The sequence below is a fragment of the Psychrobacter sp. 1Y10 genome (assembly GCF_052259005.1).
Taxonomy (GTDB): Bacteria; Pseudomonadota; Gammaproteobacteria; order Pseudomonadales; family Moraxellaceae; genus Psychrobacter; species Psychrobacter saeujeotis.
Window position 1 is genome coordinate 26,064 of sequence record NZ_JBQQES010000013.1, and the last position, 15,819, is coordinate 41,882.

Consider the following 15,819-nt stretch of genomic DNA (forward strand, 5'->3'; position numbering starts at 1 on the left):
TAACACCAGAGCGGTAAGTGGAGCCGTTTATAAAAGTGGCGCGATTAATAGTCGTATACCAAAAACATATACGTTTAACATTGTTCATTGTATAAACACAGATAAAGAAAACAACTATGACTGAATCTACCGACAGATTAGATAGTACTAAATTGAATAGCGTTGAATCGGCTAGTACTAATATTGCTGACAATAAAGTACCTATAGCTGTGAGTAGTACTCATCAATCGATTGACTCTAAAACCATGAATCATACGCCTAAAGCTATGTACGTGACTTCAGGCAACTCGATAACACCTAAAGGTAAGTTGGATAAAATGCCAAAAATGGTTGCCAATGGCAGTCGCGCTTTTATCTGGTATTTGTTGGCGATAATGGTGTTAATACTTGATCAATGGACTAAGTGGTTGGCCCAAACCAAATTAGCGTTCAATGACCCCGTACCGGTCATTGAACCATTTCTCAACTGGACACTCGCTTATAACTATGGGGCAGCATTTAGCTTTTTAGCCGACGCTGGCGGTTGGCAGAAATGGTTTTTCTCAGGCTTAGCTTTTGTAATGGCTATCTTTTTAACGATTTATTTAATCAAAGCGCCACGTACAGCCAAGCTATTGTCTATGGGGTTGGCCTTAGTGCTTGGCGGTGCGATTGGCAACTTAATCGATCGTTTAAGAATTGGCAAAGTGGTTGACTTTATCCATGTGCATTATGCTGATGTCTGGAATTATCCTATTTTCAATGTTGCAGATATAGGTGTCTGTGTCGGTGTAGCGTTGATTATAATTGATATGATATTTTTGGAAAGTAAGCGTAATGAATAAACAAGTGAATATTGATCAGTACAAATAAAAAGAACTAGCGTCATAGCTGCTCTATACGGAAAGATACTTTTTATACTCAAGTGTGTTTATAAAAATGCGAACTGGAAGGTGATATATGATTAATACAAATACTCTCTCATTCTATATCCCAAAACCCAATGCATAATTGTATGCGAGTGAACGCAGGATGATTTTGAAGTGGCTAGACGAAGGCGTGACGTGCTAAGTGGTAGATGACAAAAACCAGTACTTCAAAGCTCTGGACAGGGCCATTATTATAAAGACATTGAATACCGCCTAAATTATTTATTGAAATAACAAAAGGATAATATAGTGTCACATGCTCCGCTAACTATCAAACAAATACATAATCTTAGAAAAAAACAAAGTGCCGCATTAAAAAGCCTTACCATTATAGGCTACCTAGAAGGCACCTCTTTCTTATTATTGCTCTGTATCGCCATGCCACTAAAATATATGCTGGACATTCCAGAAGGTGTGAAATACATCGGTATGGCACACGGTATATTGTTTATTACCTATATCATAATACTTATAGGCTCAGCTATCAAAATGAAAATGCCTCTTTGGGCAATACCTGCGGGCGTACTCGGCTCACTCTTACCTTTTGGCCCGTTTATATTCGATCATTTACTAAAAAAGAATTTACAGGAAAGTGTAAGTAAAGAAGCCTAGAACAAGCCCTGCTGCAAATGCTACAAACGTACCTTATTACTCAAGATTATTTTTCCTAACTAAATCACAAGCCGCCATCACTCATCATGGCGACAAATGAATAACATTGAGCAGAAATTAATCACAATAAAATTTTAATTCAGACCCAGTATGAATAATCTAACACTCTAGTCACTTTTCGAACTTATCTTACATACTATCGACAAACCCGTATTGTTTAAAAGCTAAACAGGTTTTGTCATCCGCGATGGATTTCCTATTATCCTAGGGTATACCCTAGCGGAACCGACTTAAAAGCCCCAAAACCCTATTAACAGACCACTCAAAACAGACTGCTATAATGGAACCACTTATATGTGCTAAAAATGAGCTTATAGCATTTGCTCAAAGCATGGGCATAAAGTCGCTGCATTCGATATATAAAATAAATCAGTTGCAACGCTAGTACGTACAAAGTTGATACAGCTGATTACTATCATAGCTAAAAAGGCAAAGTGATACTCAAATACTCAAATACTCAAATACTCAAATACTCAAATACTCAAATACAGGGTTTTTTTGAATCAAGATACATGATTAAAATCTATCAACTTAATGATTATATATTTGATAGCATCGCGTCTATAGAAACGTAAATTAATGTTTAAAATACTTCAGCTATTAACCCTGTTTTAAGACACGATAAACCGTAGCTACCCCAACACCAACCGCCTTAGCGATTTCCTCTTTTGTCATATTATTTTGACTGTCTAATTCTCTAATACGATTGTGTTTTGCTAGATTTGCTTTCTTACCAGTAGGTTTATATCCACTGTTTGCTAATCCCTGCTTGATACGTTCTCTACGCTTATCGTTATCAAGCTTTGCCATCGTTGCTAATAAGTCGATCAGCATATTGTTAATTACCCTAAGGATGTCGCCTGTCATACCCTCGCTAACCGTATGTGTAGTTGGTAGATCAGCCACTACCAATCGCAAACCTTTATCTTTGATGCGCTGCTTTAAGATAGCAAAATCATCCTGAGACAATCTACTCAATCTATCTACACTCTCAACAAGCAATATATCGCCTTGCTCAGCATCATTGAGTAACTTAGTGAGTGCTGGTCTATCTAACTTTGTACCACTGAAATGCTCTACGTACTCAACATGGTTATCATCATAGCTTTGGCTAAAGCTAATCAAGTCAGACAATGCTCTGGTCGCGTCTTGATCCTTAGTGCTGGCTCTCACATAAATACGAACAGTCATAACGCCACCTCTATTATTTAGACTTAATAATTAATGTTCATTGATAATAGCAAGATATTACTATCATTTAATAACATAAAAAAGTCTAATGATAGATAGGTTATCATTTAAAGGTTTTATGTTTTAGGTATAGGTTAATGATAGTGCGTTTGAAGTAGCTTTACTGCGTTAGTCTATTTTACCCAGTCTATTAATTGGTTTTTGGTACCTTTTAGGTAGTTTCGCTAGGGTGTACCCTATAGGTGTTTAAATCCATCTAATTTTATATATACTATTTTTATATTTAAATATTGACTATTGTAATAATACCATACATACTATGGGTCATATGGTGATCAATCAAAAGAGTCTCGGTACTTATAAAAAAAAGGACCTATTATGAATAGTAATGCGTTGAAATATACTAATAAAATCCTTGATGCAAGTGGATTAAGCCAAGATATACAAGGTATGACACCAAAAGAAAGCAAGGCGGCAATGAAGAAGCTAAAAAGACTTCTTAAAGATATTGAGTTTTTAAGAAGAACCGGTGGAATTACTTTGATAGTTGCAGAAGATAGTATTGTAACAACCTATCATAACAACTCTATGAATAGAAAGCTTAGTACGAGTAAAATAAATATTTTTTATTGACTATTATAAAAGTAATGATTTGAATAAATTTTAAAAACTACTAAGGAATATTATTATGAAAGCCACTAAACACTGCCAAGTCCGCCAGAAACAACGCAATATTTCTAGTCCAGTGGTTGCTCTAGCATTAAGCTGTGGAACTAATATAAAGAATTCAGACAAGATTGTTTTAAGGAAAGCCGAAGTAGATGGCCTATATAACAGTCTGCTCGATCTTATGAAGCGACTCGAAAGAGCTTAGCAACCAATGTAGCCACATAGAATATATACAAAACGGTAGTGGTTTCAAATATCTATAATCAATTGTCAGCAATATACAGGTAAAGTTTATGAGTTTAAAAATCGAATTTGATGAAGCGGCTTTTAATAAATTAGAAGACCCAACCACGGCTTTTGATAAGCCAGAATTTAGAAAGTTTAATATGAGATTTAACAATCTCGATTTGTTGATTATTGATGCGATTGCTAAACGCGACGGCGTATCACGTTCACAGATCATTAATGATTTTATTGAAGAGTCCCTGAAAGATTTTTTGAGTCAGTGCTCAAGTGAAGAGGCACTACTCATAACGGAATACGCTGAATTTCTAAGTAAAAATAGTACTAAATCTAATAAAAATTTCTCGTGGCAATTATGGAATATTAGTCGTAGGGGTGTTCATCCAGAGAGTTTGTTGGATAACCAAATGCATGTTTTAAATGAGCACTTTAAATCAGGACAAGCACCGCAGTCCTTGAACAACCTGAAAGAGTTACTTGATAAGAGTAAGGCAAAAATACAACAAAGCTGATTTGATTCGAAAATTAGTAATAAGTAAATATTATCTAAATAACCAGGAAATACTAATGACTTCACTATTTGAAAAATTTAATGAAGCACAAAAAGCCAGTAATGATGAGCACTATTCAACTATCTCAGTAAGAACGCCTTCTGAAATCGCTTCAATGGTAGAAACTGTCAGCACAGTGACCCAGGAAGCTGTCATAAATATGTTCACCAGTAGCTTATCTTCATATTTAGCGAGCTATCTGCTTGAAGATTCCAGAAACATGGACCTCATTAAGCAAGTATTAGACGAACAGTATGATAAGCATGATCATGAAGTAGAAAAGATGGTTTCAGGTAGTTGTATTGAAGTTTTAGAAGACGAAAATATTTTGAAGGTTAGTAATTATTTTGATTATGAGTCACTATTACTTAAATTCAAAGAGAATCCAGAATAGGCAAGTGCAGTTCACAGAATAGATATAGACCATATCCTAAGCTAGCCTGTACTTATTGATGAGGCACAATATATTGAATAATATTCAAGTAATATTAACCGATCTGGATGGCACCTTGATTGATACTGATCAGGCTAACAATTTAGCTTATAGAAAAGCAATTGATTCCTATATGCCATACATGGAAGTTCCTGTAGTAAAAAGAATCACTAAAGAGGTAATTGATAAGTACTGCACCAATGAGGTATTAGCCGAAAAAATCCAAAAAGAGAAGATTGGATATAACTCGCAATTTCTAGACTATACCTACCTTAATAAAGAGCTAATTAATTTCTTAATTAGTAATAAGAACACTACTAAGGTATGTTTAGTAACGAAAGCCTCTCCTGAAAGAGTTATTCAGCTTCTTGATCATCATAACTGCGCTAAATTATTCGATAGAATATTTTTTTGTAAGCATATAGACAATAAGTATCAACATGCACTTAATGAAATCAATATTTTCTCTAAAAAGGTTCTAGTTTTTGAGGATGATTTAAATGAGGTATTCCATGCAAATGAAGCTGGAATACCAGATAAAAATATAACTAAGATTAGCCTATAAGTGAGGATTAAGACGTGAATCAATATACCATCGTAAAAAACGAGTACTTGAGCAAAGATATAAAAGCATTTTATCGTTGTGTATACCAAGGCTACGGTAAGGTTGGTAATCCTGACTATATAAACTATCTGAAAAATACGTTTAATAACGCACCGAGATATAAAATAGAAGCTGCTAAAAATTCAGTTAAATCCAATCTTGCAGATGAATTGTTTAATGTTCTGTCTACAATATCAGATACTGAAGTCGCTATATGCGTAATACCTAGGTCAAAAGCTATCAACACTTATTCTACTCTACAGCTAGGATTTTCTGAATCTATTAAAGAGGTAGTTCCTCGAATACAAGGCTCAGGAAAAAATTTGATAGATGGAACTGGTTATATAGTGCGTCATACTGATACCTGTACCACTCACTTATCTCGTAGCTCAAAAGGTGGTGGAGGTGGTAGTATGCCTTATATCGGTATTACTAAAGATACTTGCACTATTTCAGAGAAAGTGAAAGGTAAACACATATTGTTAATTGACGATATTTATACTAAAAATATTAATGTAGATGAAGATGCTATTCAGTGCCTACTTGACCATGGTGCTAAGGATGTAACTTTCTTTAGTATAGCTCGTACAGCTCATCGGTCGTTTTACAACGGCCGCTAATAATTAAATATCCTTTGCTAAGATTTTTAGCAAATTATTGGTTTAAATGAATATATTAAAGTAGGTTTTTAATGAAAATAACAGATCATGCTCTAAATGTTTTAACAGCTCGCACCTTCAAAGGTATAGGGGAGGCATGGTTAAATAATAATCTTACAACTAGAATTCCTTATGAAGCTATCGTTGAGCTCATTGCGGTAAAGGATGCCAGTGTAACAGAGCAGTCTTTTTTAGAAATGAAAGCTAGGCTTGAACGTTTGGTTGAAAAATTAGGCGATAGTTGTGATGGAGTAGTGGCAATAGGCGATGATAATTACCCCATTCTTCGTCGCGACTTAAAGAAAAAAGGTGATATTCCAAGTTTCCTATTCTATAAAGGCGATTTGCAGTTATTATCCCCTGATAATTATAATATTGCTGTTATTGGTGTGCTCAATCCAGATAAAGAAACTGAGGCTGATGAAAACCAAGTAGTTGAGCAGTTTATTAAAAAACATGATGCGACAATCGTCAGTGGTCTAGCAAATGGTTGTGATAGCATCTCGCATAGAAAGGCACTGGCATTAAATGCTCGAACCGTCGCTATTTTGCCCAGCCCTTTAAATAATATCTTACCGGCTCAGAATATAGGTTTAGCTCGTGAAATTGTTGAAAACCAAGGTCTGCTAATTACTGAATATTTAACGTCACCATCACCTGCTAATTTTAGAGAACAAGCAGGTAGATATGTGAAAAGAGATCGCTTGCAAGCACTTTTTAGTGATTTGGTGGTATTGAGTGCGAGTTATAGTAAAACAAGCCTTGATCCCAATAATCCTAAACCAGACAGTGGTTCCCGTCATGCTATGGAGAAAGCTAAAGAATATGATATTAAGCGGGCTGTAATATATAACGAAGACTATCAGAACAATCCTAAGTACGATTTAAATCGACAAATCATAAAGGAAGATGGTCCACAAGCCATAGTAATTAATCCAAAGGATATAGAGAATTCTTTACCTAGCAACCTGAAAGAATCAAATGGAAGGCTTTCAACACCTGAGCAAGTAGGTCTAGGCTTCTAGTTATTGTCCATATAGGTTGTAATCAACTTATATGGACACTTCTCTCTATTGATCAACGTTCTAATTGACGCATTATGAACACCAATTAAAAATCCCGCACGATTGAATTTTACTATAAAAGAGTTAAGAAACTGGTTTACAGCCCCAAAATCTAAATTAGTTCAGAAAACCTCGATCATAGCTTCCAGAGTATGCGGATTTACCCGCAATTATCTCGTAGCCAATACCTGATGCTACGCCCATAAGTTCTGCGGCGTCTTTCTTATCTTTTACGTTTTGAGTATCAATCCTGTCCTCACCTTTGACTTCCACCATTACATAAGAGCCATCTTGTTTCTTAATCAAGAAGTCAGGGTAATAACTACGTACGCGCTGCGTTTCTGTGTCCACGTAACGAATTACAAAATCACTTTGACCATGCGTTAACATCCCAGTAAACCAAATCTTATCAACTTTTTTATCGTGTAACATATCCCAGAAGAACTGGCGCTCTGGATTTGAATCGAAACAGTAGTTGTCTAGATGGAAACTTTTCCCAGTTAGTTCTGCAATTTCTGAAGATGATTTTCTAATAATCTTATCTTTAGAGGCTGTTACCGGATAATACCCAGGGTCTATAGGTGGCTCTTTCACTAATTCAACTTCAACCTCCTCATCATCACTCTTCCATGTTATATCGTACATCGCTTTGAAAAGTCGCGGAATTACTTGGTCGTACAGTATTTCATTAAACTGATTTACCAACTCTAAGATACCATCAAAGCCTTCTTCTGTAGCTGCGATAATTTTTTCAACTGCCAAACAAGGCTTATTAATATATCGAGCGATATCAGCAACTAATGATAGTTTGGTAAAAGTACGCTGCTCTTTTAGGAAAGAAAGATCTTGTCTAGGACGCTTTTTCACAGTTCCAATATCATCAGGCATCAATAGCCCTTGCTGAGTTTCATGGATAAGTCGATAGTCATCAAGAACAACCTCATCAAGCCCTAGTTTATAGCCATTTTCTAAATCTTCTTTTTCAATCAACTTAAATTGACGACGCTCTCGTTTGATAAGCACTTTGATACTTGGTTGCTCAACTCTTACATGTACCGTTTCTTTGCTTGGATCAGGCTCTTTGAGCTCATCTGTTGAGATACGGAAGTTCGCTTGAAGCTCCTTGTCCAAAAGTGCCATGTTCTCTTTAGTAAGATAAATATGGCCAATATGCTGTCTGTCACCTATGGCACGTAAACAACGCATAGTCGCTTGAAGTATGAACACCTTAGATTTTGGCTCACGATAAAGCGCAACTGAAAACAGAGAACGACAGTTCCAACCTTCTCGGCCTTTATTCACGAGTAAGATGAACTGTTTTTCTGAGTTCGGGCTATCTAAGCGGTTAAATTCGCGGATATCGTCGTCGGTGGTATATTTTGGATCACCGACGTTAATCAAAATACGGTCAGAAGAGATACCGTGCTTCGCTAGTACTTTCTCTACAGCTGGCCGAATTTCAGTCGTCAGCTCCTCAATAGTCGTACCAAAAATTGCCATCTTTGGCAGTATATTCTCAGGGCGTCCAATCTCATCAGCATTTGCTAAGAAATCATTGATGGCTATCTCTAAGAACTCCTCGTGGCGCGTATTGCTATAGCCATTAAGCTTAACTTGCTTCAAGTAATTGTTATCAATCGCCTTGCGCAGCCCATAGGCATAAACCACTTCTGGTAAAACATCTTTACCTACATAAGGTGTACCGGTGTAGTTATAACAACCCACCACTCGAGTTCCAGCTTGTTTCAAATTTAGCGCCAGCTCATCAATGGTTTTACGCAATGAGTTCGCCGTATTATCGGCTTTTATACCCATATCTTTGGCAAGTTTTGCACCAAATGCGTGGTGGGCTTCGTCAACAAAGATACCTAATTGAGGAAGCCGCTTAATTTTCTCGAAACGCTGGTTAGTCACAAGGTCTGCTTCATCTTGAGGCGCGGCAGCGATAGAATCGTCGTCTAGACCAAGCATAGCCATCGCTTCATCTTCTACATCGCCCAGGCCTTGATACATGGCTTTGCTGGAGCTGAAGAGCTTATCAGCCGTCGATTTACCTTTGCTATCGCGACGTAAGATGATTTTCTGGCTATTCGATACGATAATATTGAACTTAGAGCCGTCCATGGTGTTGAGCGAGACGCCAGCATCTTCAAGATAGTGGAACTTGAATTCCGCGACAATTGGCATGTACTCCGGCGGCACAACTTTAGAATGATCGAAGGATTCAATTTCTCGCAAAGACTGCAATACCGTTTTATCTGGAGCGAAAATCAGTGCGTTTTGAATAAAACGCTCATCTTTACCTTTTTTGTTACCGGCTAAGAAATCATAGAAGATACAAGTGGCCATGAGGATGGTTTTTCCGGTACCCATGGTCAGGGCGAAAATATAGTTAGGGTAAAGGCGGCCGCCGTTGCTGGCTTTCATCTTTCTGAAAATGCCTTTGTAGTCTTTTTCAGACATCTCCCAGAACATATCCCCTTGCATGATCTGGCCATCTATAGTGCTGATACCAGATACGCGCTCTGCAAATTTACCTTGGTTGGTATACCAATCTTCAAACAGTTGGAAGACGGGTTTGTTATCTAAAAACTCCTTTAGGAATACATAGATTTCTAGAGCTTCAAACTGAGGCACACGTAAAAAGCTACCTGGGCGCGATGGCTCGTTGAAGTCTAAGAAGGCTTTACTTAGGCGAGTGTAATTTTTACGTATGGTGCCACGATGAATTTTATAGAATTCATGCAAGTGTACGTAAAACGAGTTATTTAACTCGAAGTTGTCTTGGGCATTCTTAGCCATGAACGATCACCTCTTCGTAAGACTCTGAAAGTAAGTCAGTGATTTTCACTTTGATGTTGCTAGCCCCTTCTGGGATATCATATTCACCAACGACGAACTCATCTTTAGATGGGATATCGATTACTACGGGCTCCATCACCGCGCCATCGAAGTTCCAGTCGATCATTATGGACTCGACCATCTCACGCCACTCTTCCACATCGTCTTTTTGTTGGCTAAGTTTTTGAAGCAAGTTACGTGGATAGAAGGCTTCAATGATCAATTTATTGTCTTCAATCTTAATGGCTGCTTCTGAATCGTATTTGAACATCAGGTCAGATTTGTCGCGAAGAATATCGACTACTTTTACCTTAAGTTTATAGCCCGATTCATTCTCTAGCGTGGCACCTAAGCTTGGTTCATGCCCCATACATACCAGCATGATTTCTTCTACTGGTTGATTCGGGTTGGCTTCTTTACGCGATTCAAATTGCTTGTAAGGAAAGTTTGCGATTAACTCATTCAAATCTTCTTTAGTCGCAATGCGGTTAACCGGCATTATTTTGACTTTATAGCCGTCTTTTTCACCGTCGTAGACTGAAGTTGCATCGAGCTTTTGAATTTCTAATGCTTCGATTAGTAACTCTTTTGCCTCAACTGGATTTCGGAAAACTTCATAATTATTGACGTTATATACTTCAAAATTTGCATTTGTGCTTGCTAAACGCTTTGTCGTTGTTTGAATTGCACCTAGATTGATATCAGCACCAATAAAACGACGATTCAATTTGTTAGCTACTGCTTGTGTCGTTCCTGACCCCATAAAGCAGTCAAATACAATATCTCCTTTTTCAGTTGTCATTGAAATAATTCGTTCCAGAAGTGCACTTGGTTTCTGGGTTGGATACCCTGTTAAATCTTTTGATTGTGAGTTTTCACCATAAATATCTGTCCAAATATCATCTACTATCATTCCTTTAGCTTCATCAAGATAGTGTTTAACACGAAAACCGCCAGTACTTGTAATATAGATCCGACCTTCTGTCCTCCATCTATCAATAGTCTCTTGAGGGGTGGCTGAACCTACTTTTTCATCCTTAAATTTACGACCATTCTCATCAACTTTGCTAAATCTTTCTTTAATATATTCATCTGAGTATGGTTTATAGATAGGAAAATATTTATAGTTCTCTGACTTAGAAAAATATAAAATATCAGCATGGCTTTTTCCTAGACTTGTTTTGCCTTTAAATCCACTTGCTGTCATGCTTCGCCAACAAATATTAGCTCTAAAACTATCTACACCAAATATCTCATCCATCATCAATCGCAAGTGACTAGACTTTCTATAGTCGCAATGAAGGAAAATACTTCCGTTTGGAGACAGTAACTCTTTCATCAAAGTTAATCTCTCATACATGAACTGTAAAAACTCATCATTTGACCATATATCTGTATATTGTTTTTCTTCAAAAGATCCCGAGTCGTTTTTAACAGATTTAGATTTTACTTTTACTGTCTTTTTATAGTCTGCCTTCGAATCAAACGGGGGGTCGATGTAAATCAAATCTACTTTGCCACGAAATTCTTTCAACAAATGACTCATCACCTGAAGATTATCACCCCAGAAAATTTTATTAATCCAACCTGAGTCATCTTCTTGGCCATAGACTTCTTTGAGCTGAGCGGGGAAGTATTGCGTTGAACGGAAAGGGCGTTTGCCTTGCCATCTAAGTTCTGGGTAGCCTTTAATTGGCTCTTCAAATTCGTAGTGTTCTACATTGATCTGATCGTTTGACATGATTTATTCTCTTAATTTTCGTATTACTTAGCTAAAGCTAAGCACAAAATGTCCAATTCTTACGGTCGCAATAGGCGCGCGCGCTGCAATCCACACATGTTTTATCTGGTCGCGCTTTCAGCGAAAAGTCTTTGCTTTCAATTCTATCAACAATACTATCAAACTGTTGAATAGTATGACCGATTGCTGAGGTGCTGTTATTAAAGCTAATGGTCGGCAAGCCTGTTGTTTCACCAGTAAAATATAAGTGCATCTTACTGACTTTGTAATCGCTGTTTGCTTCCACCAAATGCGCATAAATTTCTAACTGACGCTGATGATGTAAGATGCGCTCCCTGTCTTTTTCAATATCTGGCTTACGCTCTGATTTGAAATCAACGATCTCAACGCTATTGCCTTCCCCTTTAATCAAATCTACGTTACCCCTTAACACATAACGTTCTTTGACTAACGAGATATCAAATTCGGTTTCTTGTATATCTGACCAATCATTACCCTTTCGCTCAACATAACGCATCACATGTTTTAGTGCCGCGCCTAATGTCGACTCCCCTAAATACATACGTTCACGATTGGCTAAGTTCTGGTAGTTACTTAAAAGCCAGCTTTCAATATTATCTCTCGTTAGCAGCTCAGTTTCGCCACGAATTACCGACTTATGGACATCTTCTAGAGTCTCATGGATTAAAGTACCAAATAGCATCGGGCTTGCTTTTACGGGTTGGAATTCGAGCTCTTTGAATAATCGATATTGCTCTGCGCAGGTCTCGAATAAGGTAATGTGAGAGGTAAAGGCATACTCATGCTTGATGTTCACATCTTTTACTTGCTCAAATTCTATTTCAGCAAGCGTGTGCTTTACATCACGCCAATAAGGAAGCTTGGTGGTGTAGTCGGTGAAATGCTTGGAAGGCGTTCTGCCATGTCCTGATTTTTCTTGCCCAGTTAGAACTAACAAGTTTTGTGGCCTTGAAAAAGCGGTATAGAACAAACGCCAAAAATCGAAATACTTAGTGTCATCTAATGGCTCAAAAGGGGGCTTGGCCATGTATTGATGTTCAATAATTTCATCAAGATCGGTGTATTGTTTACGCGGAACACCCTCAAGTGAACCAACAAAAACTATCGGAAACTCTAACCCTTTGGACTGGTGAATAGTTAAAAAGGACACGCACCCTGATGGTGCATATTCGGACATATCTTCGTATTCGTCTATCCCACCTTCAAATAAAAACTTTAAGAAATTATCAAATAAAGAAGTTAGGTTAGAAAGTAAATACTTAGGGTTCAGAATACTTATTCGATGCAAATATTCAAACTTACCAAGCATTCGACTGAGTTGAGCGAGGTTACGCTGAGCGCGTTCGTTACCGTTGTGCTGCTCAAGATAATTTGAGAATAACGGAAACTGCAATAACTCATAAAATAGACTGAGAAAAGCTGAATCAGTATTCTTGGTTAGCCCTATGTGTGCTTTCGCTTTCTGCTGACACCATTTAAGTAAGTCTGCTTGTTCTGGTTCTTTTAGCTTCGCCATAAACGGTGCTAAGCAATGATTGGTATAGTAGTCCCATATCGGAAGCCTACGTCCATCTGCTATTTTTTTCTTGCGCTCAACCATCACCATAGGAAAAATAAAATTAAACACACCTAACATGTAACGGATTTCTTCACGCTCGAAAAACAGATTAGCACGCGGAGAGTAAACTGGAATGCCTTTTTCTTCTAAGGACTGAGCAAGCGCTCGAACCTTATCTGATTTAACAGAACGAAATAGAAATGCCGCTTGGTTCCAGTCCGTCAGTTTACCGTTTTGTTTTAGATGAATGAGCATTTGATAGACATCTTCATGCCAATCATCACCTTCTGGTGTAATCGCGCTGACGACCGTAGGCCCTGTCTTAAATTCACCCTCACGCGGGCGTATTGTTTTAGCATAACGATAATTCACACCTTCACGTATCCAAGGTTTATCTCCCATATAGGAGTCATAAAACCTAACAATATCAGGGTGCGAACGATAATTAACCGATAGCTTTACTTGTTGACACTCATTTGGAGCAAACTGAGCAGGAAATTCTAGGATATTACGCACACTTGCACCGCGGAAGCGGTAGAGAGCCTGGTCGTCATCTCCAACTACACATAAATTACGCTTGGAGCCCATTAATAGCTGCAGTAAGTGCTCTTGAATGGTGTTAGTATCTTGATATTCATCGACCATCAAATAAGTAATCTTGTTGGTCAATTCTTCTAGAATATACGGATGCTGCTGCAGAAGCACGAGTGTTTCAAGTTGAATACAAGAAAAATCTAAAGCATTCTCGCTCAATAAAAGTCCATGATAAACCTTGTAGGCCTCGCCAAGCGCAGAGATCGCTTCATCTGGTGAAGCAACCAGTTTGTCGATATCAAGAACCTCTTCTGACGCCTTATTCAACCACCCAAGTAGATTTTCAGACTTTGCCCACGCAGGGATCTTGTGTTCGCCTTGAATATGCTCTATGCCATCAATATCTTTAAAATCGCGTAGTCTTTGATATAAAAAATACTGTTGGTCGAACTGATCCATAAGCACGAAACTGCGCTTGAGTCGCGTGAAATCGCGATACTCTTCGAGAATGCGCAAGCATATCGAATGAAATGTCCCCAAATACATCTCGTTCACATTGAACAAAGACCCTAGTTCTAACAAGCGATTAGAAATACGCGTCTTCAGCTCTTGCGCCGCTTTTTCTGTGAAGGTAACAACAAGCAACTCTTCTGGTTTTGCACTATGTACATGAATAAGGTTCATGATGCGCTCAACTAGTGTATAAGTTTTTCCAGATCCTGGACCTGCAATTATTAGTAGCGGCCCTTGGTGATGCTCAACGGCTTTTTTCTGTGATGAATGAACGTTAAACATTTCCACCTTCAGCTATATAATTAAGCCAACGCATTAATAATCAGCACGCTGGCGTATGGTTAGGCCAATTTTTTAGGCAAATAAGGCGCTAGATACGTATAGGTTAACAGTAACAGACCAACGATAAAAATACTCATCACTAGTCTGTCAATATGAAAAAATACTGGCTGAATAGATGTTGTAAAAAAATCAGCCCTACAATCCTATAACTGACAACTGATATAGCTTTTCCATGTCTAATTTTTATCGCTCAACCAACTTTTCCTCAATCATTTCAGTCAACAGCTCAGTAACCGTTTTTCGGCTTTCAAGCGCGTACCGTTTGAGCGCAATGTGTTTATCTTCATCTAGATTAAAATTTACGCGTACCGTCTTTTTGGGACTGTCCGTCACATCCGACAGAACTAACTGATCCTTAACATTCTTACTAGGGCGACCTGCTGATAAACTCATGACTTACTCCTCATCAAAAAATGTTTGAATCTCACTGACCAATGCGGTTATCTCTTGTATCGCATTGCTATTAGGCGATTCAGTATCAAATACTGTCTTACCAAGGGCAGCACTATTAGGATAAGCAACTCGCTGTATCACTCTGGTTTCTAATACTGGAAGATTATAATCAAGCAGCGCGGTTGCAACCTCTTTACCAATATTGGTATTTTGAATGGCGCGTGAGACGACAAAGGCTGCCTTTAGTTGGCCATCCATCATCTCAATACGCTGCTGCACTAAATCAACCAAATCGCTGGTCGCCCAGATATCATAGGGGCTCGGCTGCACCGGAATCAATATAAAATCAGCCGCTTTTATAGCAGAAATAGCCAGACTAGTAGCTTGCGGCGATCCATCGATCACCACATAATCCTTATCAGAGACGCTTTTTAAATCTTTATCAAGTGTTGGTCTATCAAGCCCGATCACTGGTACCGGATTGTCTTCATCAACCGCTCTCCAGTCACGCGCACTGCCCTGCTGATCGCTATCTACTAGCAGAACACTATGGCCTTTCAGCTGTAAGCCACGAGCCAGATGCGTTGCGATGGTAGTCTTGCCGCTGCCACCCTTTTGATTTAATACCGCGATTACCTTCATAAATACAGATCCCTGTAGCATGCATTGAGTATATAAGTATATAAGTATATAAGTATATAAGTATATAAGTATATAAGTATATAAGTATATAAGTATATAAGTATATAAGTATATAAGTATATAAGTATATAAGTATATAAGTATATAAGTATATAAGTATATAAGTATATAAGTATATAAGTATATAAGTATATAAGTATATAAGTATATAAGTATATAAGTATATAAGTATATAAGTAT

The 15,819-nt window shown here is 37.9% G+C and carries 15 protein-coding genes; 9 read left to right on the forward strand and 6 right to left on the reverse strand.

The window, feature by feature from the left end:
- The first annotated feature begins 116 nt into the window (after positions 1 to 116).
- Entirely contained in the window at positions 117 to 824 is a 708-nt protein-coding gene (gene lspA / locus ACTXGH_RS13255) for a signal peptidase II (protein ID WP_037026031.1), read from the forward strand.
- Positions 825 to 1,157: 333 nt separating this feature from the next.
- The gene (locus ACTXGH_RS13260; RefSeq protein ID WP_439297129.1) at positions 1,158 to 1,520 is read left to right on the forward strand and encodes a DUF3817 domain-containing protein; all 363 of its coding nucleotides are present in this window, start codon (positions 1,158 to 1,160) and stop codon (positions 1,518 to 1,520) included.
- A gap of 660 nt (positions 1,521 to 2,180) precedes the next feature.
- Here ACTXGH_RS13260 and ACTXGH_RS13265 read toward each other — a convergent pair.
- The gene (locus ACTXGH_RS13265; RefSeq protein ID WP_025643766.1) at positions 2,181 to 2,771 is read right to left on the reverse strand and encodes a recombinase family protein; all 591 of its coding nucleotides are present in this window, start codon (positions 2,769 to 2,771) and stop codon (positions 2,181 to 2,183) included.
- A gap of 378 nt (positions 2,772 to 3,149) precedes the next feature.
- On the opposite strand from ACTXGH_RS13265, the gene ACTXGH_RS13270 reads away from it, so the two are divergent.
- The 7 genes from ACTXGH_RS13270 to ACTXGH_RS13300 all read left to right on the forward strand — a co-directional run bounded on the left by ACTXGH_RS13270 (position 3,150) and on the right by ACTXGH_RS13300 (position 6,955).
- A complete protein-coding gene (locus ACTXGH_RS13270) occupies positions 3,150 to 3,404 on the forward strand; it encodes a hypothetical protein (RefSeq protein ID WP_439297128.1) in 255 nt (84 codons plus the stop codon).
- A gap of 55 nt (positions 3,405 to 3,459) precedes the next feature.
- Positions 3,460 to 3,645: a hypothetical protein gene (locus ACTXGH_RS13275; protein ID WP_413521114.1), complete on the forward strand. Its 186-nt coding sequence runs from the start codon at positions 3,460 to 3,462 to the stop codon at positions 3,643 to 3,645.
- Between the two features lie 88 nt (positions 3,646 to 3,733).
- On the forward strand, positions 3,734 to 4,195 hold the full coding sequence (locus tag ACTXGH_RS13280; protein WP_439297127.1) for a hypothetical protein: 462 nt from the start codon (positions 3,734 to 3,736) through the stop codon (positions 4,193 to 4,195).
- 55 nt (positions 4,196 to 4,250) lie between these two features.
- Positions 4,251 to 4,628, forward strand: coding sequence for a hypothetical protein (locus ACTXGH_RS13285; RefSeq protein WP_413521112.1), 378 nt, complete (start codon positions 4,251 to 4,253; stop codon positions 4,626 to 4,628).
- A 73-nt stretch (positions 4,629 to 4,701) separates the two neighbouring features.
- Entirely contained in the window at positions 4,702 to 5,232 is a 531-nt protein-coding gene (locus ACTXGH_RS13290) for an HAD hydrolase-like protein (protein WP_439297126.1), read from the forward strand.
- Positions 5,233 to 5,246: 14 nt separating this feature from the next.
- Entirely contained in the window at positions 5,247 to 5,891 is a 645-nt protein-coding gene (locus tag ACTXGH_RS13295) for an amidophosphoribosyltransferase (RefSeq protein WP_413521110.1), read from the forward strand.
- A gap of 71 nt (positions 5,892 to 5,962) precedes the next feature.
- Positions 5,963 to 6,955: a DNA-processing protein DprA gene (locus ACTXGH_RS13300; protein ID WP_439297125.1), complete on the forward strand. Its 993-nt coding sequence runs from the start codon at positions 5,963 to 5,965 to the stop codon at positions 6,953 to 6,955.
- A 156-nt stretch (positions 6,956 to 7,111) separates the two neighbouring features.
- On the opposite strand, the gene ACTXGH_RS13305 is transcribed toward ACTXGH_RS13300, so the two are convergent.
- The 5 genes from ACTXGH_RS13305 to parA all read right to left on the reverse strand — a co-directional run bounded on the left by ACTXGH_RS13305 (position 7,112) and on the right by parA (position 15,579).
- Positions 7,112 to 9,796, reverse strand: a complete 2,685-nt coding sequence (locus ACTXGH_RS13305) for a DEAD/DEAH box helicase (RefSeq protein WP_439297124.1) — start codon at positions 9,794 to 9,796, stop codon at positions 7,112 to 7,114.
- Positions 9,789 to 11,576 (reverse strand): site-specific DNA-methyltransferase, encoded by a 1,788-nt coding sequence (locus ACTXGH_RS13310; RefSeq protein WP_439297123.1) that lies wholly within the window; start codon positions 11,574 to 11,576, stop codon positions 9,789 to 9,791. The genes ACTXGH_RS13305 and ACTXGH_RS13310 overlap by 8 nt, the downstream gene beginning before the upstream one ends.
- Positions 11,577 to 11,613: 37 nt before the next feature.
- On the reverse strand, positions 11,614 to 14,484 hold the full coding sequence (locus ACTXGH_RS13315; RefSeq protein WP_439297122.1) for an ATP-dependent helicase: 2,871 nt from the start codon (positions 14,482 to 14,484) through the stop codon (positions 11,614 to 11,616).
- A 243-nt stretch (positions 14,485 to 14,727) separates the two neighbouring features.
- Positions 14,728 to 14,937 (reverse strand): plasmid partition protein ParG, encoded by a 210-nt coding sequence (locus tag ACTXGH_RS13320; protein WP_439297121.1) that lies wholly within the window; start codon positions 14,935 to 14,937, stop codon positions 14,728 to 14,730.
- A gap of 3 nt (positions 14,938 to 14,940) precedes the next feature.
- Positions 14,941 to 15,579 (reverse strand): ParA family partition ATPase, encoded by a 639-nt coding sequence (gene parA, locus ACTXGH_RS13325; protein ID WP_439297120.1) that lies wholly within the window; start codon positions 15,577 to 15,579, stop codon positions 14,941 to 14,943.
- Positions 15,580 to 15,819: the final 240 nt, after the last annotated feature.